We start from the raw sequence: 25,047 nt of genomic DNA on the forward strand, positions 1-25,047 counted from the left end.
CATTATAACCTTCAAAACCATTAGCATGAAAAAATACTCCTTATATCTACTCTTACTCTTACTGATACCCTTTTTAGGGATGAGTCAGCAAGATCCTCAATACACACAATACATGTATAACATGAGTGTTATTAACCCTGCCTATACTACTAATGATATAGGCTTAATTAATTTTGGGACCTTATATAGATCACAATGGAACTCTGTTGTCGGGGCCCCTAAAACGCTCACATTTTTTGCACATGCTGCTTTATCAGAAAAAATAGAAACAGGTATCTCATTTATATCTGATGATATTGGAGATGGTGCTGCCAAAGAAAATAATATCTATGCAGATTTTGCGTACAGCCTTAAACTCAATGAAAAAAGTGATCTTTCGCTAGGTTTAAAAGCAGGAATTACCAATTATGCCACAAATTTTAATGGGTTTAGACTTCCTGAACTACAAGACGATGCGGCCTTTGATGACCATATAAACAGTACATTTCCTAATATTGGTATAGGTGCTTTTTACCATAAAGATAAATTTTACTCGGGTATTTCTATTCCCAATCTACTGCACTCTAATCATATAGATAACAAAGATGGTATTAGCACTATCGGATCAGAAGAGGCGCATATTTTTATTACCGCAGGGTATGTATATGAACTTAACCCTTCTATAAAAATTAAACCATCAACCTTACTAAAAGCTGTAAATAACACGCCGCTGTCTGTAGATTTTTCTGTTAACGCGCTATTTAACGATAAGTTGGAAGCTGGCCTAGCATATCGCTTAGACGATGCTGTTAGTGCCATGTTTAACATTCAAATATTATCAGGCGTTAGAGCTGGTTACGCTTATGATTACACGTTATCAAATCTAGGAGAATTTAGTTCTGGATCTCATGAAATTTTCATTCTATTTAATTTGGACCTATTAGGCTTGAAAAAAGGCTATGATAAATCCCCTAGATTTTACTAAAAAGCTATGAAAAAAACGACACTACTTTTAGTAATTATAGTATTCTTCAATATATTTTCAGCTTCCGCTCAAGATCAATTGAAACGTGCTAATACTTATTTTGACCGAGCTTTTTATAGTGAAGCTATTCCGCTATACGAAGAAATTGCCGCTACAAATAAAACCGCTACCATTATAAAAAATCTTGCTGATAGCTATTACAATACCTATCAAATGCCACAAGCAGCAAAATGGTATGCCTATCTGACTTCAATTTATGGCGGGACACTGCATGAAACCTACTTTTTTAAATATAGCGAATCTTTAAAAGCTACAGGAGAACTAAATAAATCTTTTGAAGTACTAACGGAGTACTACCAAGCAAAAGAAAACGCGGAGCAAGTAGCGAAATTAAAGTCAGATTTTAATTATTTAGAAAACATACAAGCTATTGGACCGCGATTTTCAATTGAAAATTTAGCATTAAACACTACAAACTCTGAATTTGGAGCAGTACCAGTAGATGACCAAATTGTTTATACAGCATCGAAAAAAAAGGCGGCAAAAATTTACCGATGGAATAATCAGAACTATTTGGACTTATACCAACATTCTGTAAGTGAATTAATGTATGGCGATAGCATTAGTACAAGTTTTTCTACTGCCATAAATACCAAAATGCATGAAGGCACCTTTGCGATCACTAAAGATAGAAACACGCTCTATTTTACACGTAATAACTTTATTAAAGGGAAAAAGAAAACAGATGCTAAAAAAGTATCTAACCTAAAAATATACCGTGCTACACGTATAGATAGTGTATGGACCAATATTACAGCGCTACATTTTAATAGCGATGATTTTTCTAATGAACACCCAAGTCTTAGTAGTGATGAGAAAACCTTGTATTTTGCTTCAGACAGAAGTGGTGGTTTTGGTTCCTTTGATATTTATAAAGTAACTATTCAAGAAAATGATGTTTATACGGAACCCGAGAACCTTGGAAGTTTAATTAATACGGACAAAAAAGAACAGTTTCCTTTTGTCGATCAAAATGATAACCTATACTTTTCTTCAAACGGACATCCAGGATTTGGCCTACTTGATATTTTTATTTCAAAAAAAGACACCAATCAATTTCAGAAACCAGACAATATTGGGTATCCTGTGAATAGTAGTTATGATGATTTTAGCTATTTTCAAAACGAAGACAAAGGCTTCTTTGCCTCCAATAGACCAGAAGGAAAAGGTAGCGATGACATCTATTCCTTTACCATTACAAAACCTTTAAAAATTGAAGCTTGTGCGCAAGTTATTACTGGAGTGGTGACAGACAGAACTACCAAACAACTACTCCCTTTTAGTACGGTACGCCTTCTTGATATTGATCATCATGAAATAGCCAAGATAATTACCAAAGAAGATGCTTCTTTTTCATTTGCAGTAAACTGCGAGGAGCAGTACCGTATTGAAGCTAAAAAAGAGCAGTACGAAGATAATTTTAAAGTGCTAAGAACTACCAAAGAGCGGAACGCGAAAATTGATGCTTCACTAAGCTTGTATGCTACTGCTGAAAAAGAGAAAGTAGCCCGTATTGCTCTTCAAGAAAAAGAGAAGCAAACGCTAGAAAAAGCAAAAACAGCACAAGAGAAAAAATTAAAAGAAGAAAAAGAAGCTGCTGAAGCTTTAGCTGCGCAAGAGAAACAACATAAAGAAAAGGCAGAGAAAGAGAAGGCTGAGAATATTATCAAAACTATCAATACAGAAAAGGCAATCGTCAAAGAAAAAAATAGAACCGTTATTAAAACGGAAGCTATAAACTTTGATTACAGCATGTGGTACTTGCGTAGGGAAACCAGAGAACGTTTAGAAACTGTGGTAGCGACTATGAAAAATAACCCAAGTATCACCATTGAGATTGGTTCGCATACAGACCGCCGTGGAAATAACAATTATAATAAAGAACTGTCTCAAAAAAGAGCCAATAGTGTAAAAATATATTTACTAGAAAAAGGAATTGCAGCAGAAAGAATCATTGCAAAAGGCTACGGAGAATCACAACCTATTATAGCATGTGCTACAGATGATGCTTGTTCTGAAGAAGAGCATGAATTAAATAGAAGGTGTGAATTTGTAATCGTAAAATGGGAATAAAAAGGCGCTCTATTTAAAATTATAATCGATTGTTTCTTTTATCTTTAAGGTAAATTTTAAAGCAATGGATATAAAGTTAGCTGAAATTCCTACCAAAGAGATTATTCCCGGTTATCACGGTAAATTGGTCCATACTAAAAATATGAGCTTGGCTTTTTGGGAGGTAGAAAAAGGGGCTATAGTTCCTGAACACTCTCATGTAAATGAGCAAGTAATGCAGGTTTTAGAAGGCGAATTTGAGTTTACCCTCAACGGCAAGACTAAAGTATATACTCCCGGGGAATTAGTCGTAATTGGCTCTTATATTCCACATAGTGGCAAAGCTTTAACCGCTTGCAAATTAATGGATGTATTTAGTCCCACTAGAGAAGAGTATAAGTAAACCCTTGAACTCCCAAAAGGGAGAAACCCCTAAAACCGTAATACATGAATATTTCCCTAAAAGGTAAAAAAGCCCTCATTGGGGGCAGTAGTGATGGCATTGGTAAAGCAATAGCTATACAACTTGCGGCGAGTGGCGCCAGTGTAACTTTGGTTTCTAGAAGCGAAGCTAAATTAAAAAACATTATTGCCAATCTTCCTACAGCAGAAGGGCAAACACATCAATACCTGCTTGTAGATTATACTGATTTTGAAGCCTACGCACTTCAACTAGAAAGCTATTTTAACAGCAATACTATTGATATTCTCGTGAATAATACCCAAGGCCCCAGCGCAGGAAATACCTTGGAAAAGAATATAACAGATTATCAGGCTGCTTTTGATCTTCTGTTTAAAACCACAGTATTCACGACAGCGCTTGCGCTAAAAAACATGATGAAAAATAAATGGGGACGCATCATTAACATTGCTTCCGTTTCAGTAAAAGAACCCCTCTCCTATTTGGCACTTTCTAATACCATTAGAGCCGCTGTGGTTACCTGGGGAAAATCTTTAGCGACAGATGTTGGTCCTTATCAAATTACCGTTAATAATATATTGACTGGTTATTTTGACACCAACCGCATTGCTCAACTGAATGCCACAAAAGCAAAACAATTAAAAATTTCAGAGGAAGAAGTACGCAACCAAATGGAGGCAAAGGTATCTCTACAACGAATTGGAAAACCAGAAGAATATGGCTATTTGGTTGCTTTTTTAGCATCAGACAATGCGGCCTATATTACAGGAACTTCCATTCCTATTGATGGTGGTTTGTTAAAATCACTATAGGTTAAAACGCATACTGGAATTTTAATTGTTTACGTTTTAATAACCTTAACTCACTGAAAGCAGGGTTTCACTCAACGCTTATTGTACCTAAATTTACCAAGTGGCATATTTGCCATTCAACATTCATATTATGAAACAAGCAACAGTATTTGTATTGATTATTTTATTCTCACATATAGCAGAAGCGCAAGGGAACAAAAATTCGTTTGAAACGCTTTGGAAAAAGGTAGCACAATTAGAACAAGAGGGACTTACGAAATCTGCTCTTAGTGTAGTTAGTTCTATTTCCGAAAAGGCAAAGAAAGAAAGCAATAATGCTCAAGTGGTTAAATCGCTTTTATTTTCAAGCAAATATTCATTAACCTTAGAGGAAGATGCGCAACTAAAAATTATCTCGGAGTTTAAATCTGAAATTGAAAAAGCAACAACGCCTACTAAAAACATACTAGAAAGCTATTTAGCTAACCTCTACTGGCAGTATTACCAACAAAACAGGTATCAATTTTACAACCGTACAGAAACCGAAGCGAAAGTAGATACTACAGATTTTAGAACTTGGGATTTAAATACCCTATTTTATGAGATAGCAATTCATTTTGACGCTTCCTTAGAGAATAACGAAGCGCTCAAAGAAATTCCTGTATCCGAGTTTGAAGTACTCTTAAACTCTCAAGACGGTTCAGATAAACTTAGACCTACGTTATACGATCTGTTAGCGCATACTGCCTTAAATTTTTATAAGACCGATGAAAATAGCATTACAAGACCTGCCGATAAATTTGAAATAGATGATTCTGAGGTTTTATGTGAGAGTTATCAATTTATACATCATAAAATAAGTACTACTGATAAAACTTCACTGCAAGCAAAAGCATTACAACTTTATCAAGAGTTATTACAGTTTCATAGTACTGATAAAACATCAGATACCTATGTTACTATTGATATTGAACGCCTTCACTTCATAAAGAATAATGCTGTTTTCTCAAATGTTGGTGACTTTTACCTTAACATTTTACAGAATTCTGCTGAACATATTAAAGACCATGAGAATTGGAGTTTATATCAATATGAAATTGCTGCCTACTATGCTGAGTTAGCCAACACGTACCACGCGAAAACAAATGATGAACACCGCTGGAAAAATAAAGAGGCTTTAGCATTGTGTGATATACTTATAAAAAAGTATCCAAAAAACTTAGGTGCTCTTAAAAGTCAAAATCTTACAACAACCATTCTTAGCAAGCGTATACATTTAACCAATGAAGAATATATTCCTACAAATAAAACCTCTCGTCTATTAATTAATTATAAGAATATAGATGCCTTATCCGTAACGGCGTATAAAATAGATCGGGATCAGTTTCAGGCACTCGAAGATGCTTATAAAATTGAAGAAAAAGTAGCGATTATAAAAAAATTGAAGGCCGTTAAGAATTGGGACGCGAATCTTAAAAACGAAAACGACTACCAAAATCATGCTATAGAAATAGAAATTCCGACTTTAGCAAATGGTTATTACTTACTAGTGGCAAAGGATAATAAACTCGACCAAAATTCTTTTGCGTATAGCGCATTAAACGTGACCGATCTAGTGCTTAGCGAGAATCAATTGAACGGAAACAATAGTTTCCAAGTAATTAACAGAAACAACGGCGCACCTATTTCTAATGCACAAGTACGCTTTACGTACCGAATTAATTATGATAATAAATACCTAAATAAAACATACACTTCTGATGAAAACGGAAATATAACCTTTGAAAAATCTGAGGACTATTGGACAGATGTACGTATAAAAGTTACGGCAGATAATGAGGTTGCTTATTTTACCGGATTTTACATTAATCATAATTACTCTAGAAATAATGAAAAGCATACCTCTTACTCTACTTTTCTTTTCACTGATAGAAGTATTTATAGACCAGGACAACCTTTATTTTTTAAAGGAATAGCTGTAGCAGATTCTGACTCGGAAAAATCTATTATTGCAGCCACAGACGTTACGGTTAAATTGCTTGATGCAAATTACCAAGAAGTAAGTAGCCAGAATTTTAAAACCAATGAATATGGCTCTTTTTCTGGAGAATTTATTTTACCCTCTAATGGCTTAACAGGAAATTTTAGTCTTCAGACCAGTAATAGCACATATGGATTAAATGGCAGTACTAACTTTTCTGTAGAAGAATACAAACGTCCAAAATCTGAAGTACACTTTAACCCTATTACGGAAACGTATCGGGTAAATGATATGATTAAAGTACATGGAAAAGCAATGGCCTATGCAGGAAGTGCAATTTCAGATGCAAAAGTTACCTACCGTGTAAAACGTGCTGTATATTATCCTAGATGGTATTACTGGTACCGTTCTTACCAAAACTATACGCCACAAGAAATAGCTTTTGGTGAAACCACTACGGATGCCTCTGGTAATTTTGAATTTGATTTTAAAGCTATTGTAGACCACAGTACTTCTGCAAAAAATTTACCTACGTTTAGTTACGAAGTTACGGCAGACATTACAGATATTAATGGTGAAACACATAGTACCGCCACCACTGTAAATGTAGGCTACCATGCTTTAAACGCAACTATTGCTGTGGCTGCTAGACTAGATAAAAATGCCAGTGAAAACAAGCTAGCCTTATATACCACTAATCTTAATGGCAAAACGGTTGCATCTTCAGGGACTTTAAAAATATACAAGTTACAAGCACCTTCTGCCGTATTAAGACCTAGACCATGGGCTGCGCCGGACTATGATTATTTTGGAAAAGAAAAATTTAAGTCATTATATCCACATGATGCTTATGCTAGTGAATATGATGCGAATACATGGGAAAATGCTGACTTGCTGTGGGAAACTCAATTCAATACGAGCAAAACAAACGAAGTTAGTTTGCCTAACCTCAAAAAATGGCAATCTGGGAAGTACCGTATAGAATTAGCCACTACCGATAAATTTGGTCAACTAGTAGAAGAAAAAGTACAAACTACAGTCTATAGCTCTGATGATAAAAGCTTAGCAGATCAACAAATTTTTAGTATTGCTACAGACAAACCAAATTATGAAATTGGCGATAAGGCAAAAATCACTTTAAAAACTGCCGCCAAAGATTTGTATGTGACGCTGACCATTGAAAAAGAGTATAAGATAGTTGACACAAAAATTATTCATTTATCAGAAAATAAAAAATCATTTACAATACCAATTGATACGGAAGATTTAGGTGGTTTTGCCATCAATTATTCCTATGCGGCATTTAATTCTTATGCATCAGGAAATGTTATAGTTCCTGTACCTTATCCTATAACCGATTTACAAATTGAAACCGTAACGTTTAGAGATAAGATAAAACCTGGGACTGATGAAACGTGGTCGTTTAAAATAAAAGGACCTAAAGGAGATAAAGTAGCCGCAGAACTTTTAGCAAGTATGTATGATGCCTCTTTAGATGCATTTAGAGGTCACTCATGGGGTTTTAACCCACTGTACAAGCATAATTATTATGCTTACCAACGTAGTAATGCTAACCGTAGTTTTGGAGTCAAATCTTTTATGTCTTACTGGCAATTTGATACCAATTACGTTTCTGTTTCTCAGTATTACGATACCTTCAAATGGTTTGATTTAAACCTAGGATACAATAACCGTTCTGGAGCTTATTTATCTCGAAAAATGATGAGTAAATCTGCTCCGACCATGGAAATCATGAGTGAGATGGAAGATAGCGCTGGAGTTGCAGAAATGGCCATGGAATCAAACGCTGCACCAATAGAAAATAAAGAAAACGATGCTGTTCCTGGTCGTCCAAGCGCAGAACAGCCTGACTCCGAATTTGGGGAAGTTCAAATTCGTAAAAATTTACAAGAAACAGCCTTTTTCTTCCCACAATTACAAACAGATAAAGAAGGAAATGTCTCTTTTAGTTTTACCACACCAGAAGCATTAACACAATGGAAATTACAACTGCTTGCACATACTAAGAATCTAGAAACGGCCACAGCTCAATTTACTACGGTTACACAGAAAGAATTAATGGTACTGCCAAATGCTCCACGGTTTTTACGGGAAGGTGATCAAATCGTTGTGAGTTCTAAAATTTCTAATCTAACAGAGAAAAGTCTAACAGGGCAAGCAAAAATTGTCTTAATCGATGCCGTATCAAATGCTGATATTACTACAGATATTACAAAAGATGCACAGCAAGAATTTTCAGTAGACGCAACGGGAAACACACAAGTATCTTGGACCATAACTGTTCCTGAAGGATTGCAAGCCGTGTCTTATAAAATTCTAGCAAAAGCAGGAGATTTTAGTGATGGAGAACAAAATATGTGGCCTGTACTTTCTAATAGAATGTTGGTCACAGAATCTTTACCTATGTGGGTAAGAAGCAACCAAACAAAAACTTTTAGCTTAGACAAATTAAAGAACAATACTTCCAAAACACTACGTAATCATAAACTTACTTTAGAGATTACTTCAAACCCAGCCTGGTATGCGGTGCAAGCTTTGCCGTACTTAATGGAATACCCATATGAATGTAATGAACAAACATTTGCCCGTTATTATGCAAACACTTTAGCGAGTTACATTGCCAATAGCAATCCTAAAATTCAGGAGGTATTTAATCAATGGGCAAACGCGGATGCTTTGCTTAGTAATTTAGAAAAGAATGAAGAGTTAAAATCGCTCTTAATTCAAGAAACCCCTTGGTTACGTGATGCGCAATCAGAAACAGAGCAAAAGAAACGTATTGCATTGCTTTTTGATCTAAATAAAATGAGAGCATCTCAAGAAAGCGCATTTAGCAAATTAGCACAAAATCAAATGTCTAATGGCGCGTGGTCTTGGTTTGCTGGCGGTCGTGAAAACAGATACATCACACAGCACATCATTACAGGTCTTGGGCATTTAAATAAGCTTATCATTTCTTCTGAAACAGCGCAAGAACAAAGCACTATGATTAAAAAAGCAATCTCTTATTTAGACAATGCCTTTGTTGCTGAATATGAGTATATGAAAAATCACACCAAAGACATAAGCAAAGATCATCTGAGTCATTCTCAAGTACAGTACCTCTACATGCGTTCTTTCTTTAGTGACATAAAAACTTCTAAAAAAGTTGATGAGGTTACCGCTTATTACAAAGGACAAATTCAGAACTATTGGAAAAATAGGAATCTGTATAGCAAAGGAATGTTGGCTTTAATTATGCACCGAATGCAAGATAAGGCTACTGCCACCAAAATAATACGCCACTTAGAAGAGAATAGTATTACTAGTGATGAATTAGGAATGTATTGGAAAGAAAACACCAATTCATGGTATTGGTACCAGGCGCCTATTGAAACTCAAGCCCTATTAATTGAAGCTTTCTCTGAAATCCAGAATGATGTAACGACTATAGATAATTTAAAAATCTGGTTACTTAAGAACAAACAGACCAACCAGTGGAAAACGACCAAGGCAACTACAGAAGCTGTTTATGCGCTGCTACTACAAGGCAGTGATTGGATAGCAGTAACCAATGCAGTAGAAGTGCTTGTTGGTGGCGAAGAAATAGCTCCAGAAAAATTAGAAGGTGTAAGAGTAGAAGCGGGTACTGGCTACTATAAAACTTCATGGAACAAGTCTGAAATTACACCGAAAATGGCCGAAGTTCAAATTAGTAAAAAAGGAGCTGGAATTGCTTGGGGTGCCCTTTACTGGCAATATTTTGAAGACCTCGATAAAATTACATCAGCAGAAACACCCTTGAAATTAAAAAAGAAGTTGTTCTTAAAAAAGAATACAGCTACGGGAGAGAAGATTTCTGAAATTACAGCAAACACCAAATTAGCTGTGGGCGATTTAGTGCGCGTACGTATTGAATTACTCGCAGACCGAGATATGGAATTTATTCATATGAAAGATATGCGTGCCGCTGGTTTTGAACCCATCAATATATTTTCTCAATACAAATGGCAAGATGGTTTAGGATACTATGAAAGTACCAAAGATGCTAGCACTAATTTCTTTTTTGACTTTTTACCAAAAGGAGTGTATGTCTTTGAATATGATTTACGTGTAAATAATGCTGGAAATTTCAGTAATGGTATTACAACGATACAAAGTATGTACGCGCCTGAATTTAGCAGTCATAGTGAAGGCGTACGCGTAACAATTGATGCCAACTAATTAGGATGAAAAAATGTAAACTCACCAAAAAGGTGGGTTTACGCATTCAATAGCTGTGTAGCCTCATTGTTGGTTTTATAGGCTTTAGTTTTCCTATACCTTAGAGGTATCTAATTAAAACCAAAGCCTATGAAAAATTCCATTAGCGTATCCGTAAAGAAACCATGTTCAGAGAAATTTAGTACCTTTAGTACCACCGATAAAGGCGGTTTTTGCGGCTCTTGCGAAAAGGAAGTAATCGATTTTACAACCATGTCTAAAAGCGAAATATTAAACTATTTATGTACTGCAACAAACAGCACTTGCGGCCGATTTAAAACCTCACAATTAAACGATTTACAAATGTCAGACTCAAACGTTTCCTCTTATAATTTTTTAACTAAAAGTATCGGCGCTATGAGCTTCTCATTATTATCATTATGTGCCATATCTAGCGTTAACGCACAAGATGAAGCATTAAACACTAGTGTACAAACAGAATTAGTTTCAAATCCGGGAGCTACTACCAATGCAACTCAAAGCAACAAATACAAGGTAAAAGGTCTTGTGGTAGATCAGGAAAATTTACCACTACCTGGTGTTTCTGTTGTTCTAAAAGGAACGAATGAAGGAGTGTCTACAGATTTTGATGGCAATTTTGAATTCAGCAGACGCTTATCTGAAGGTGATGTTCTTGATTTTAGCTATGTAGGGTATGATACTCAGCGTTACACCATCACCAAAAGTGAAACAGATACCATTGAAATTTCTATACTTTTTGATTCGGCAGATATAGAACTTATGGGAGATATTTCTATCGAAGGAGTATACCAGCCAAAAAGAAACATTGCTCAGAAAATTGGTTCTATTTTTAACTAATGAGGTATGCCTTTCTTATTTTTATTTTATGCGCAAGCATAAGCTATGGGCAACGCTCAGCATTTAATGCCATAGATTTTTCTAAAGCAGATAGTGTTGCCTATCAAAATAAAGGAGCTAGTTTAAAAAGTCTTCCTATACTTGTTCATAACCTAACTACAAATTTACACACAGACGTAGAGAAATTTAGAGCGATATATACTTGGATAAGTACCAATATTGAAAATGACTACAACTCATATGCAAAAACGAAAAGTAAGAGAAGTAAAATAGAAAAAGATCGCACCGCTTTCTTAGCATGGAATCAAGACTATACTCCTAAGGTCTTTGAACAGTTAATTCGCAACAAAAAAACAGCTTGCACGGGCTATGCATATTTAGTTCGTGAGATGGCTAGCTTAGCAGAAATACCTTGTGAGATTATTGATGGTCATAGCCGTACACCAACATTGCCATTAACGCTGGAAAGCCTCCCTAACCACTCTTGGAATAGCGTGCAATTGAATGGTAAATGGTATTTATGTGATGCCACTTGGTCTGCTGGACAAATAGTTTTTAAGGAAGGGTATCCTGAATTCCAATTTGAATATCACGATGGTTATTTCTTGGCAGAACCAAGTTTGTTTATACGAAACCATTATCCTTTAGAAAAAAAATGGTCTTTATTGGAAGACATGCCAAGCTTTGAACATTTTATTTCTGGTCCTATAGTGTATAAAAATGCATTTAACTTTTCCATCAATCCAGAATTCCCATTAGCACTAGAAACAGAAATTATCAAAAATGAACGTATTCACTTTAAATTTTCCAGTGCTGAAAGATTAGATCCAGCAGATCTAGTCCTAGAAATAGGAAATGGTTATGCCACGCAGACCATAGACACTACATTTTTTCAGCATGATTCTGACTATAGCATTTCTTATAAGTTTACGAAGGCGGGCTTATACGACGTTCACTTAAAATACAATGGTGCTATTATCGCCACCTATATTATACGGGTCAAAAGGAAGTAATCTTTTAAAACGTTAAGTATAAAAAACCCAGCACACTCATGTGCTGGGTTTTTCTGGCATCATACTATTTGAACAAGGCTATTTTAGAAGCCACATCAATGAGTTAATATCATCCCCGGAGGTAAACTGTCTATTAATAGCAGCTTTTAAACTTGCTGCATTATTTGTGGCTTCATTGGCAGGATACAACCACCTTTTGGGTATTCTACCCTCATTTAAGGTTCCACCACCATCTACATTAAATTCAGGATATCCTGTTCTTCGTTGCTCATAAAACATTTGCCATCCGGTATTTAAAAACAACGCTATATGCTTTTGTGTTGCAATACGTGCCATAGCAATAGCACTAGTTAATTGAACTTCGGACTTCGCTAAGTAAGCAGATACCTCTGAAATACCGTAAAAGTTCATTGACGCTTTTATACCTTCATTATAGTATGATGCCGCATCACCAGAAATCCAAGTTCTTGCTACCGCTTCTGCTAGAATAAATTGTAACTCTGAATAGCCAATTAACAGACTAGGCTCGTTTATAGGATCATTGTAAAACCGAGGAGCTATTCTAGAGGCATTCCCTGCAACCGCTTTAGCTGCATTATCACTAAAAATAGCACTTCCATATAAACCATCATAAGCATTAAAATCATCATCTGCTAAAGCAATAGCTGCAGGTGTTTTTTCAGCAAAAACAAACAACCTTGGATCTTCCAGATCTTTGAGCCTGTCTACAAAAGACTCTTCTAAATAATATGCAGTCTGTAACTCGTTATTATTAAACAGAGGATATCTGTTATCTTGAATGTTTACATATACCAATGCGCCATTGTCCTCATTAGAATCAAACAATGGATATTTAGTTGGGTTCTCTAAAATTTCCTGGAATCTTCCTATAACATTCAAAGAAGCTACGTCCGTTTTGTTAGACAACATTAACAATACTCTTAAATAGTACGTGTTAATTAATTTACGCCATTTTGTTTTATCACCATCATAAATCACATCTCCTAATATCAGCTCTTCGTTTGTTGCTAGCGCATTAGAGGCATCATTCAAATCATTTAAAACTTTCAGAAAAATAGCTTCTTGTGTATCATAAACAGGTGTATAATTTTCTTCTCCTGTAGCTAAAATCTCACTATAAGGAACTTCTCCGAAAACCATAGTTAGCTCCGTTATAAAATAAGAATTAAAGAATTTTGCTAAAATTGAATAGACTTCTGTTTCTGCTTTTTCACTTTCTTCAATCATTTTATGCACTTGCTTAATGTTGTCATAATTAGCAAATGAAGCTTGTTGCCAGTTGTAATATTGATTTTCATTAATACCGTCTGTAAATGTTAGATATCTACTAGCTAAAGCGCTATTTAAACTAACATTATTAAATGCTTTTGTTTCGATATTAGTTAATAATAAATCTGGACTAACAGAAGTTGCTCTATTAGGATCATCTTGTAAATCTTCTATTTTGGTACAACTTACCGTAAAGAAAAGTGCACATAAAATGTATATACTATAATTTTTCATTTTATTTTTTATTTAAAATTTTACGTTTAAGTTTAAACCTATATTTCTTGTAGATGGTGCTTGTAAAGCATCTACTCCTGAATCAGGATCTATGTTTGGCACCTTTGAATTCAACCAAAGATTACGACCAATTAATGACAAGCTAAACTCATGTATTGGGGTATTATCTAATACTTTTTTAGGAAAATTATACGTAAGTGTTACTTCTCTTAACTTTACAAATGACTCTTTGTAATAATGGTAATTTGTATTATGACCATTACTAGTGGTTTGCATAAAATTGATGTAATTAACAGCCACATCATTTGGCGCATAGGTTCTAGTATCACTAGTGATTGCACCATTCACATCATAAGAAACAGCACCACCAACTACTTTAACACCCGGTGCAACATAAGAACTTACGCCACTGTTAGCATCGTCTCTAAATTGATTCACTGTACCTTTATGTTTACCTCCCCACCACATTTTTTGATTGGTTGTAGAATAAATTAACCCCCCAATTCTACCATCAAATAAGAAGGATAAATTAAGATTTTTATAGCTCAAGGAATTGGAAATTCCATAAGTCCAATCTGGATCGTCTTCCCCTATATATCTTTGATAAGGATCATTTACAGGAAAACCATTTTCGAAAATAACTTCTCCTTCTGTGTTTGTTTGATACACATCTGCATAAATTTTATCTGTCCGATCACCAACTTTTATAAAACCTTCGGTCTGTTCTCTATCTCCATAAATTTCTTCTTGAAATCTTCTAAACTTACTTAAATTAAAGAGTATATTCCAGCTAAAGTTTGCTGTTTCAATTGGCTTCGCATCTAATACAAATTCAAGGCCTTTACGCTTAAATTCATCGCCATTTAGTAAAATACTTTCGTAGCCCGTAGCATCAGAAATCGGACTATAAATTAAATTATTATAATCAGTTGCCTCAAAATACGCTACATCTAAACCTACTCTATTGTTAAACCATCTAATATTAGCTCCCACTTCCCAAGTGTCTGAGGTTTCTGGTTCTAGACCTGGCGCTAATAAACTTGTACCAAAGGCTGCAGAAGTATTGCCATTCCAAGTAGTCCCTTTATCGTAGGCCTGAATGTAGGCATAAGGATCTGTTTCTTCTCCTATTTTCCCTTCAGATACCCTAGACCAAGAACCTCTTAACTTTGCAAAACTAATAGCGTTTGGCATTGTAAAAAGACTTGATAACACTAAGGATCCAGAGACCGATGGGTAAAAGAATGAATTATTTTCTTTTGGTAAGGTAGAGACCTTATCATTTCTACCGGTAATAGATACATAAAATGCATTGTAAAAAGACAAATCTATAAAACCATACACACTTTTTATGGCATCTTTTTCTTCTCTATTAGTAGCAATATAGCTTGCACCTGCATTATTTGCCAAATTATAAAAGCCAGGAATATTTAAACCATCTGTTTGTGTACTTGCTATAGTTGATTTACGAAAATAATTAGAGTAGGCTACCTCACTTTTCAGGCTAAAATTGTCAGAAAAACTCTTTTCGTACTTTAAGCCCAAATCGGATATAATATCAAAATAACGACTATCCGAATTTGTAAAATTACCTAATGATTTATTCCCGTAACCAATATAACTTTTTGGCTCTTTGTACGTTCTATTTAGACTATAAACATTTATTCCACTTGTACTTTTAATACTAAGCTCTGGTGTTATATTAAACTCAAAAGCAACATTCCCAAAGACATTGTCTTTATCATATCCGCGCTCGTATTCATACGCTTGAAAATAAGGATTGTTATAGTAAGATACATTAAAATGCCTTTGCTGATACCCTTCTTGACCTTCTCGCCAATAATTTCGTAAATCTTTTACATCTACATCTACACCTGTCCATAAAAGTAAGTTATATAAATAATTAGTGGGTCCATAACCAACTTCTGGAAAGTTATCTGTGTATTGCTTGTTATAAGTTAAGCTAGAACTAACTTTAAAATTATCCGAAGGATTTAAAGTGCCCCCTACTGTGAATGATGTATTTCCTAAATCTGTGTTTGGCACAATACCTTTTTGATAGACATTAGAAACAGACATTCTGTAACTAGCTTTATCATTACCCCAGTTTACACTTACATTATTAGTTTGTATTGACCCAGTTTGAAAAAAGTCTTTAATGTTGTTTTTTCCTCTTGAAGTAAACGGGATAGGAATTAAATTACCTGCTGCATCTGTTGGGCTATTATACTGAGTTGTCTCAAAAAACCCACTAGGTGTAGATGGGTCTAATTGATCTACTTTGGGGCCCCAGATCCATCCGCCACCTTCAGAACCACTACCTAATCCATTACTATAAGCATATTGCCCTTGATTTCCGTTTCCATAAACCGTTTGTACATCTGGAACTTTAGTGAAAGAAGGCTGAAAAAGTACGGAACTATTTATTGTTACTGTTAGCCTACCCTTTTCTCCTTTTTTAGTGGTAATCATGATGGCCCCATTTCTACCAACAGATCCATAGAGTGCAGATGCTGTAGCTCCTTTAAGTACACTAATGCTTTCTACATCATCAGAATTAACTTTCCAAATATCAGCAGATCTATCAGGAATACCATCAATAACCACTAAAGGTTTAGCGCCTCTTAAGCTAATTTCTGGACTCTGAAATAAATCTGTTGAGTTTTTAATATTTAAACCAGCAACTTTACCGGTTAAAGAGTTAATTAAATTAGGTTCTTTTGCTTTTTCTAAAGAAGTCCCCTTTACCTCTTGTACAGCATATCCAAGTGCTTTTTTTTCTCTCTTTATTCCTAAAGCTGTTATGACAACTTCTTCTAATGCCGCAGCATCTTCAACTAGGGTAACACGTACAATAGTTGCATCTGAAACCGTAACTTGCTCGGTTTTAAAACCCATGGAAGAAAATATAAGTACTTCCCCATTCGTGGCGCTAATCGTATAATTACCATCAAAATCTGTAGTTGTCCCGTTTGCCGAATTGGCTACTACAATACTTACCCCCATTAGAGGTATACTATTTTCATCTACAACCGTGCCTTTAATCAATTGTTGTCCATATCCAAAACAGGATGCAAGCAGTACTAGAACTAGCGTAATTTTAAAATTCATTTTCTTTTAATGTTTAGTTAAATTGGTTTTAGTTATTATTGATGTACCAAGTATTGAGTACATTATTCGGAGTTTCTAATACTATTTTTAACATCTTGCCTTTATGCTTTTTAAGCGATAGCGTAGTCTCTTCATTAGCCAAACTCACTCTAGCTACTTTTTTATAAGTATCTTTTTTACCCTCTTTAAATTCATTGGTGTTCGAAGTATAAAAGGTTCCTTTTTCTCCATTTTTAGTAGCGTTCTTCCAACGGAGGACAATGGTATCACTCTCTTTACTTGCCGTTAAATCAAAAGCATCTACAGGACCAATTAATGGTGTTCCATCAATTTCATAGCGTACCTCTTTTGATACCTTAATATTTAGAAAGCGCAACATCGTTGGATAGATATCTGTAATTGCAACAAGCTCATTTTTAAAAAAGTCGTTTGTATTTTTTTCATTCGTAACGATCCATGTTGCACGCTCTCGATCTGTTTGCCCTCCATGATGACGGCCATCTTTTGGGCTTCGACCATGATCTGTAGTTACAACGAGTAACCAATCTTCATTAAAGTTTGCTTCACGTTCTTTTACAGCATTCCATATTTTACCTACTAAGTTATCTTCATACGTAATAGCCAGATCTAATTGCGGACTATCGCCTAATCCATGGCCAACATCATCAGAATATTCCAAATACACCCACGATAAATCTGGCGCCTCTGTTTTAATGTATCTTGCCGCTTCTTCTGCTACAAGCTTATCAATGTTTTTTATATACTGACGTAAGGAATCATGGGGATACTTAATTGTATCTAGTTCAAACCCATCAAAAGCATAGTCCAGGGTTACATTTTTATCCGAACCAATACCTTCTATCAATTTTGTTCTATTGTCTAACCATGTAGAAAAAATTGCTGTTTTTTTATTTGGATATTGCGCTTTAAAAACCTGAAAAATTGTTGGATAATTATAATTTGGTGCCTTAATACTGTTACCATACACATTGTGCTTATTTACCCAAGTCCCCGTAAGCAAACTATTATAGCCAACTGCAGAAATAGTTGGGGTTTCTGAGTAGGCATCTTTTTTACCGCCTACATAGGCTTTGGAATAACTACCAACAACTGAAATACTATCTAAATAAGGAGTTGATGCTTTTTGAAGCATATCTGTAGCTATACCATCTACAATTACAAAAACAACTTTCTTATTCCTACCTGAATTTTCATGATGCTGCGCAGCTAGTATTTGTGTTACTAACAATGAAAAAAATAAAATGTATTTTACTTGTGGTCGCATTTTTTAGGTTTAATTGGTTACACTAAAATCTGCGTCAAAAGTATTTTTATAAATTATTAATTGAATGAACGTTCAATTAATAAAACTTTAATTAAATGTTAATTTGTAATGGACTACAGAAAGCCCTAATTATCTTAATATGTTACATTTGTCTAAATAAAAATCTTACATGGGAAGAAAAAGTGTGTCTGTAGCTAGACGAAAAGAAATAATAAAAGCATTCTATAAAGTAGCAAAAGAGATTGGCCTGGAAAATACCTCAATTGCCAAAGTTGCCGAGGATTTAAGCATAAGTAATGGCTTAATTATGCACTATTTCAAAACCAAGGACGAACTTCTAATTGGGTTGAATGAGTTTATACTGGAACAACATTTAAATATTGTTCAAAACGATGAAAATGGCATTATAGATACCAAACAAAAACTTCACAATCTAATAACCTCTCTTTTTTCAAGAAATTGGAATAAATATTTTGACGATGGTGTTTTTTACAGTTGTTACGCTTTAATTTATAGAAAAAAAGATTTTAACGACAGCTTTAAAAGCTATCTGCAAGCACTACATACCGTTTTAGCTACAAAACTTATTGAGGCAAAAGAGAACGGTATAATCTGCAACGAAGATATCCATGAAATCACAGAAATCATATTTGCTTTAATTGATGGTGCCTATTATTATTTAGGGACTTTTAACGAAAACACGGAAGATTACAAGAAAAAAGAACTGGTTTATATTAAGTATGCGTTAAATATTCTTGATTTTATGGATTAGCATGAAACTACTTAACAATTTTGATAACAGCATATACTCCTATTAACCCCCAAATTAGATTAACGACAATATTCGGAACATCTCGCAGCATAAAACCGTTTATAACCAAACAAATGGCGCCAAGTATATTTAAAGTATGATACACTTTAGACTTAGATGATAATCTACCTATACTTAGTAATAAGTATGACAAAATAAAAAGTACTGCACCGGCCCAACCAATTAGCATATTTCTTAATATGAAATTTTAAATGAATGTGTATTTTTTTGAAGTCAATACTTTTTATTCATTAGACTAATCTTTTATTGGCTCAGGAATCGTTAGTTCTACTTCTGGTGGTATACGTTTCGCTAAAAAAAGTATTTGACCTAAATGACTAGATTGATGTTCCATTACATGAAACCAACAATAGTGATTGCTTATATCTGAACTTGGTTGTATTTCTTCAAACCATTTATCATCTCTCTTTTTAAGTTCTGCAATTGTTTCTGCTCGTACTTCATTATAGATATCTAGGTAGTACTGCACTTCATGCCCTTTGTATTTATCTCGAGCGGCAGCTCCCAAATTTAAAGCATCCAACCAAATTTCATTTTCTTCTTCATTAAAACCGCGCCCTTCAAAAGTAAATACCTGATAATACTTTTCTGCTGCTGCTAAATGCATAATTAAAGCCCCTATTCTATTTGCCTTTTCATCGTGCAGATGATCTAGTTCATAGGTTGACATATTTTTTACTCTACTTTCTACCCTAGATTTTAAATCTTCTAACATAGAAATCATAGAACCGATTTGAGGAGACGCCCCTTCTAAATTGCCTATAGTAGCTACGGAAAGTTCTATCCCCGCTCCCACTAGCTTCAAAGATTTCTTACCTTTTGCTGCATCATCGCTTGAGCTTATTTCAAATTCTTTTACTTTGACTACTTTTCCTCTACCGATACCTTGACTCCATTTAGGAACTATACCATTAGATATGCCATTTTCAAAACTTGAATTATCTATAATTACAGGCGCCAAAACACCTTTAGAATTCTCTATAAACAACTGAAATTCATCAAAAAGATAAGTGCCATTTCCGTAACATAAGGCTCCAAAATTTAAGGTTCTAGCGTCTTTAGTTAAAACACCTTCAATGGTATAAGATTTCCATTCATTTAAGCGTATAGGCCGGTCTCCCATATTATCAAAGAAGCCTAATTCGCCACCTTCATTATCAACTCTTGTCCAAAGGGCAGCCATTGCCTTATCATCAACTAAATCTGCCTTTGCAAATCCTATTAGTTTAAATTTCGTATCCTTCTCTACCGTAACATCTAAAAACTGACTGATAGATATCCATTCTTGAGAAACTTCTTTACTATTTTGAGCGTTCGAAAGAAAACTCAGCAACATTAGTGATAGTAATACTATTTTATTTTTCATCGGTAAATGTTCATGGTTATTGTTTCTAAATGTAAGCATAAAACTATTAAAAGCTCACTTACACTTAAACCTGCAAATTTGAATTCAAATCTGTTGATTTTTGAGATTCCAGTTGGGTTTTTATTTTTTTCATTTCAGCGTAATTCAAAGGAATAATTGCGCCTAAAACTATTGGGACAACAATCATAGAAATAAAAAAGGTATTGTCTTCATTGGTCAATAAGCCATATACACAAAATAGAAAGAGAGCTCCCAGAACACCTATAAGTGCTCGTGTTATAACTTTCATTACTTTTAATTCTCCTTGGAGTTTTTCTGAAGTTTTTTCCGCTAAATTCATTTCTGGTCTTTTAAGTGGTCAATATTCGCTAGAACTTATAAATATAATTTTAGTGCTACTAAAAGCTCATACGGTCTTTAAAGATGTAAGATTGTCTTCTAGATACTTCCACCTCTTCTCCGTTATTCATGCTTAACTTTAGTTTACCATTAAACCAAGGCACCACATTTTTAATGTGATTCATATTGATAATCTGCTGTCGATTTACCCTAAAAAAGTTTTCTACAGGCAATTTTTCTTCTACTTGATTTAAAGATTTATAGAGCATTGGCTTTTGGTCTTGAAAATAAACGCGGGAATAATTCCCCACAATTTCTATCAATAAAATATCCCCTATTTTAACCAACCAGCATTTTTCGCCGTCTTTAATAAAAATCTGACTACTTTCTGTTAGTCGCTCTGTATTGGCTGGCACCTCTTCTGTACCTGATTTTTCTAATGTGGCTTTCACCTTATCCATAGCCTGAGAAAAACGCTTATCATTAATTGGTTTTAATAAATAATCTAAGGCGTTATATTCAAAAGATTTAATAGCGTACTCATCAAATGCTGTGGTAAACACGGTAATCGGAACCTCGTCTAACATCTCTAACAATTCAAAGCCATCTTTTTCTGGCATATTAATATCTAAGAGCAACAAGTCTGGTTTTGATGCATTGATTAATTCAAAACCTTCATCCACATTTTCTGCCTCTCCAATAAGTTCTAATTCCGGATGCTGCTTTAATAATTCTTTAATTTCATTCCGCGCCAAACGAGAATCTTCTACAATTACAGTTTTTATTTTTTTCATAGGGTCGGTATTTTTATAGTGGCAATAACTTCATTTTCAATTTCCTCTAAGGTAAATTGTCCTTTTGGACCATAAAGTAATCGTAGACGTTGTCGTATATTTTTTAATCCTAATTTAGTAGAGTTTTCACTGATACTTAGTTTTCCTGTATTTTTTACCACAATTTGCAATTCAGAAGCTGTAACTATAGTTTGTAAAAGAATTATACCTCCATTTTTTAAGTTAGAGATCCCATGTTTTGCTGCATTTTCAACCAATAATTGTATAATCATGGGAGGAATCATAATCGTTAAACTTTCTGCCGCTATTTCTTTTTCATAGTGCAGCCTGTCTTCCATTTGTATTTTGGCTAAGGCGATGTAATTATCTACCATATCTACCTCTTCTCTTAAAGCAATAGCATCAACAGTATTTTTAGACAGTGCATATTGAAGCATTTCAGAAAGCTTGGTAATCATCTCTCGAGATTTATTCACATCTTCTAACATTAAACCTCTAATATTATTAAGGCTATTGAACATAAAATGCGGATTTACCTGTCCCTTCAGCGTATTTAATTGTGCTTCCCGTAATGTGGCATTAAGCTCTAAACTTTCTAATCTATTTTTGTTAGCGTTTATTACAAATTTAATCGCAAAATAAATTATAGTCCACCCAAAAACAGTAATCATGGTATTAAATAATGCAGACAGAACACCTATATTTTCTTTAATCCATTTTATTTCCGTTGCCGTTCTTCCAATATACAGTTCATAAATTTCTTCTGTTGTAAACAATAAAAAATAATAAAGTAAACTACAGCCAAAAAAAGACACCACTAAATTTATAATACTCCTTTTTCCAAATACTTCAATGTCAATATTATTATTTAAATAATGTCTAAAAATTGAAGTACTTACAATACCTATTGCGCTTCCTACTATAAAGCTGTATAGCATGTAGGTCTTACTAAAACCAAAAGGAAAAATAAGAATAAGGGAACTCATTCCTACCCAACCTAAGATTTGTAAAATCCAAAAAAGCAGCTCTTTATTTGTCTTCGTTAATTTCATGGATTATACTTCTGTGATTTTTTCTTCGATGATGGGTAGCACTAATTCTAGTATCGTATGCCCCTCTTTAAAAGTTCTTGAGAAGTGCGCCTCCTCTTTATACAGCAATTTTAAGCGCTGCTGGATACTTTTCTCTAATACTTTCCTTTGTGATTTTGGACTAGACGCTCCGCTATGGGTTACCGTTAAAAAAAGTTGATCTTCTCTTCTTTCGGAATGAATGAAAATCTCCCCTTTTACGTTATGAAGTAATACTCCGTGTTTCGTCGCTAATTCTATCATATTAAGTAATAGCATTGGCGGAATTTCTAACTTTTTGGTGGCTTCATCTATATGACATTCAATAGTGGATGCTGTCTTGTTTTCAATAAAAACTAACTCTATAAAATTATAGACATACGCAATCTCTTCCTCCAATAAAACGGTATTGATATTGTTTTTAGTCAAAGAATACCGCAGCAACTCTGCGAGCTGTGTAAGTTTATTTCTAGAGTCTGAAACATCTTCCAACATTAACCCCTTGATATTATTTAAGGACGTAAACATGAACTCAGGATTTATATGCCCCTTTAAAATATTAAGCTGTTCTTGTTTTATTTTATCTCGCAACCGTAACCTATCAATACGTGATCTATTATAATCAATCAACATTTTTATACCATAATATAAAACGGTCCAAATTATAATTAGAAACAAGTTTAGGATGAAAACAAAAAGACCAATATTTGGTGAATCAAGAAAATTCTTTTTCACATGTAAATCAACAGAATCTACTAAAAGTCCTACCAAGTAACCAAAACAAAAATTCAATAAAAACCAAGAAATGGTTGTCAAAAATATACCTAAAAAAATGATTGCTATTTGTTTAATTCCAATCTTCTCTACGGAAACGAACTTTTTTAAATAGGCCCTTAAAAGTGAAGTGCTAAAAATTCCGACTATAAATATACTTCCAAATAAAAAAAATAAAGCCTGAATATTAGAACCTGATTTATTTGCAGAAGCCACAAACAAGCCGGAAACAAACCAGCCTATAATTTGTACAATCCAAAAAGGATTTTTGGTTAAAAATTTAATCATTAATTATTTCTTAGCGAATGAAATTACAAAACACTAGACGACGGCTAGTTGTTTAAAATTGTTTTTCTGGTTATTGCATAATAAACGACATACCCCCAACTTAGAACTGCATGCAGCATAGCTTTTGATATGGATTTGTTTTTCTCCCAGGATGCAGCTATAGCAATGAAACTACCCATTAAAAATCCGCTTTTCAGAATAAAATTAACCAATATTCCTAATCTTATCCCCAGTCTTTTACCAGCGTTATAGGCATCTATATTTCCTATCTCACTATGTCCTGATTCATGTGCTACAAAACTTACCACACCAATCACAGCAATAAAAAAAGCGATACCAATTAAGGTATATACTACGTATTTTAGATTTTTATTCTGTGTTTGTTTTTTCTTATTCATTCCTGATATATTCTCACTTGTAACGTGAATTTACACACTGTTTTTCTTAAAAAACAGTAATTATTAAAGCAAGATAAGATTAATAACTATTTCTATAATGTATTTTACTAAAGAGATCATAGTATTGGTTTTAAAGGTTATTGTATTTCTATACCCTAAAAATAAATCTATTCAAGGGGTTATCTAAGTGAATTATGCCAAACGGTAAATTAGAATAAGCGAACGGTATGCTATTTACAAATGGTTATAAATGCGGTAGGCATCCACCACAAGTTTATACCAAAAGCTACGGTTGTAATCTCATAGCCTTCACGTGATTTTCGATTCACGAATCGCTCTACATCTATTCTAAGTTGTTCTGTAGACCAGGACGAATCCATTTTTATAATGCTGTAATTTTTCATTTGATTTTATGGTATTTAATATTTAGTAGCCTAAATTATAGATCAGTTGTCCCAGCATATATCCTAATTTATAGAGCACAAAACTGCTAATAATAGTTGCAAAAATTAAGGTCTTTACTATTTCTTTTTGTTTGATACTCGTACTCGTAATGGAAACTTTTATATGGGTATACTTTAATGATTATCATTATTATCTGATATAAATTTACACTGATTATCGACCATTTAAAACTACATTATGACCAACGGTACATTCTCAAGAGCGAACGGAAAGTAGTATCTCGTGGTACTTAAATTCATAATATCATTCCCCAATGAAGCTAAAAAAAAGGGAGCCATTGGGCTCCCTTTTTTTTAGATGTTTTTGATTGATTGATGTTTTTTATTAATTCAATAGTACTGAAGCTGCGGTTGCTCCAGATAGTTCAGCATATTTTGAAGCCGTGAATCCTAGTTTTGAAACTGCTTCTTTGTCTGCGCCATTGTCCAATAACAATT

General features: G+C 34.2%; 19 protein-coding genes. 8 read left to right on the forward strand and 11 right to left on the reverse strand.

Annotated elements, in window-relative coordinates; genetic code table 11:
• Positions 1 to 25 precede the first annotated feature (25 nt).
• From BLQ19_RS05105 to BLQ19_RS05135, 7 genes are all read left to right on the forward strand, one after another.
• Positions 26 to 964 (forward strand): PorP/SprF family type IX secretion system membrane protein, encoded by a 939-nt coding sequence (locus BLQ19_RS05105; protein WP_074537705.1) that lies wholly within the window; start codon positions 26 to 28, stop codon positions 962 to 964.
• A gap of 6 nt (positions 965 to 970) precedes the next feature.
• Positions 971 to 3,097 (forward strand): OmpA family protein, encoded by a 2,127-nt coding sequence (locus BLQ19_RS05110; RefSeq protein ID WP_074537604.1) that lies wholly within the window; start codon positions 971 to 973, stop codon positions 3,095 to 3,097.
• A gap of 64 nt (positions 3,098 to 3,161) precedes the next feature.
• Positions 3,162 to 3,479: a cupin domain-containing protein gene (locus tag BLQ19_RS05115; RefSeq protein ID WP_024479328.1), complete on the forward strand. Its 318-nt coding sequence runs from the start codon at positions 3,162 to 3,164 to the stop codon at positions 3,477 to 3,479.
• A 44-nt stretch (positions 3,480 to 3,523) separates the two neighbouring features.
• Complete coding sequence (locus BLQ19_RS05120) at positions 3,524 to 4,309, forward strand: SDR family oxidoreductase (protein ID WP_024479327.1); 786 nt, start codon at positions 3,524 to 3,526, stop codon at positions 4,307 to 4,309.
• Between the two features lie 130 nt (positions 4,310 to 4,439).
• Entirely contained in the window at positions 4,440 to 10,493 is a 6,054-nt protein-coding gene (locus BLQ19_RS05125; RefSeq protein WP_074537605.1) for an alpha-2-macroglobulin family protein, read from the forward strand.
• A gap of 129 nt (positions 10,494 to 10,622) precedes the next feature.
• On the forward strand, positions 10,623 to 11,351 hold the full coding sequence (locus tag BLQ19_RS05130; RefSeq protein WP_074537606.1) for a carboxypeptidase-like regulatory domain-containing protein: 729 nt from the start codon (positions 10,623 to 10,625) through the stop codon (positions 11,349 to 11,351).
• Positions 11,351 to 12,364, forward strand: coding sequence for a transglutaminase domain-containing protein (locus tag BLQ19_RS05135; RefSeq protein ID WP_074537607.1), 1,014 nt, complete (start codon positions 11,351 to 11,353; stop codon positions 12,362 to 12,364). Before BLQ19_RS05130 ends, BLQ19_RS05135 begins: the two co-directional genes overlap by 1 nt.
• 78 nt (positions 12,365 to 12,442) lie before the next feature.
• On the opposite strand, the gene BLQ19_RS05140 is transcribed toward BLQ19_RS05135, so the two are convergent.
• The 3 genes from BLQ19_RS05140 to BLQ19_RS05150 are packed head-to-tail and all read right to left on the reverse strand — an operon-like array spanning position 12,443 to position 18,284.
• The gene (locus BLQ19_RS05140; RefSeq protein ID WP_074537608.1) at positions 12,443 to 13,888 is read right to left on the reverse strand and encodes a SusD/RagB family nutrient-binding outer membrane lipoprotein; all 1,446 of its coding nucleotides are present in this window, start codon (positions 13,886 to 13,888) and stop codon (positions 12,443 to 12,445) included.
• A gap of 12 nt (positions 13,889 to 13,900) precedes the next feature.
• A complete protein-coding gene (locus BLQ19_RS05145; RefSeq protein WP_074537609.1) occupies positions 13,901 to 16,999 on the reverse strand; it encodes a SusC/RagA family TonB-linked outer membrane protein in 3,099 nt (1,032 codons plus the stop codon).
• Positions 17,000 to 17,027: 28 nt separating this feature from the next.
• Complete coding sequence (locus tag BLQ19_RS05150; RefSeq protein ID WP_074537610.1) at positions 17,028 to 18,284, reverse strand: alkaline phosphatase family protein; 1,257 nt, start codon at positions 18,282 to 18,284, stop codon at positions 17,028 to 17,030.
• Positions 18,285 to 18,453: 169 nt separating this feature from the next.
• Here BLQ19_RS05150 and BLQ19_RS05155 point away from each other — a divergent pair, with 169 nt between their 5' ends.
• The gene (locus BLQ19_RS05155; protein ID WP_024479320.1) at positions 18,454 to 19,056 is read left to right on the forward strand and encodes a TetR family transcriptional regulator; all 603 of its coding nucleotides are present in this window, start codon (positions 18,454 to 18,456) and stop codon (positions 19,054 to 19,056) included.
• Between the two features lie 7 nt (positions 19,057 to 19,063).
• Here BLQ19_RS05155 and BLQ19_RS21840 read toward each other — a convergent pair whose 3' ends face one another.
• The 8 genes from BLQ19_RS21840 to BLQ19_RS21195 form a co-directional block, all read right to left on the reverse strand.
• Positions 19,064 to 19,285, reverse strand: a complete 222-nt coding sequence (locus tag BLQ19_RS21840; RefSeq protein WP_024479319.1) for a CBU_0592 family membrane protein — start codon at positions 19,283 to 19,285, stop codon at positions 19,064 to 19,066.
• A 66-nt stretch (positions 19,286 to 19,351) separates the two neighbouring features.
• A complete protein-coding gene (locus BLQ19_RS05165) occupies positions 19,352 to 20,482 on the reverse strand; it encodes a mycothiol transferase (protein WP_074537611.1) in 1,131 nt (376 codons plus the stop codon).
• A 64-nt stretch (positions 20,483 to 20,546) separates the two neighbouring features.
• Positions 20,547 to 20,822: a hypothetical protein gene (locus BLQ19_RS05170; protein WP_074537612.1), complete on the reverse strand. Its 276-nt coding sequence runs from the start codon at positions 20,820 to 20,822 to the stop codon at positions 20,547 to 20,549.
• Positions 20,823 to 20,880: 58 nt separating this feature from the next.
• Entirely contained in the window at positions 20,881 to 21,615 is a 735-nt protein-coding gene (locus tag BLQ19_RS05175) for a LytR/AlgR family response regulator transcription factor (protein ID WP_074537613.1), read from the reverse strand.
• Entirely contained in the window at positions 21,612 to 22,667 is a 1,056-nt protein-coding gene (locus tag BLQ19_RS05180) for a sensor histidine kinase (protein WP_074537614.1), read from the reverse strand. The genes BLQ19_RS05175 and BLQ19_RS05180 overlap by 4 nt, the downstream gene beginning before the upstream one ends.
• Positions 22,668 to 22,670: 3 nt before the next feature.
• Positions 22,671 to 23,747 carry a sensor histidine kinase gene (locus tag BLQ19_RS05185; protein WP_074537615.1) on the reverse strand — a complete coding sequence of 359 codons (1,077 nt, stop codon included), beginning with the start codon at positions 23,745 to 23,747 and terminating at the stop codon, positions 22,671 to 22,673.
• A gap of 44 nt (positions 23,748 to 23,791) precedes the next feature.
• Positions 23,792 to 24,145 carry a hypothetical protein gene (locus tag BLQ19_RS21495; RefSeq protein ID WP_039324944.1) on the reverse strand — a complete coding sequence of 118 codons (354 nt, stop codon included), beginning with the start codon at positions 24,143 to 24,145 and terminating at the stop codon, positions 23,792 to 23,794.
• Between the two features lie 230 nt (positions 24,146 to 24,375).
• Positions 24,376 to 24,549, reverse strand: a complete 174-nt coding sequence (locus BLQ19_RS21195) for a hypothetical protein (protein ID WP_161785735.1) — start codon at positions 24,547 to 24,549, stop codon at positions 24,376 to 24,378.
• Positions 24,550 to 25,047: the final 498 nt, after the last annotated feature.

The organism is Cellulophaga baltica, assembly GCF_900102165.1.
GTDB classification, from domain to species: Bacteria; Bacteroidota; Bacteroidia; order Flavobacteriales; family Flavobacteriaceae; genus Cellulophaga; species Cellulophaga baltica.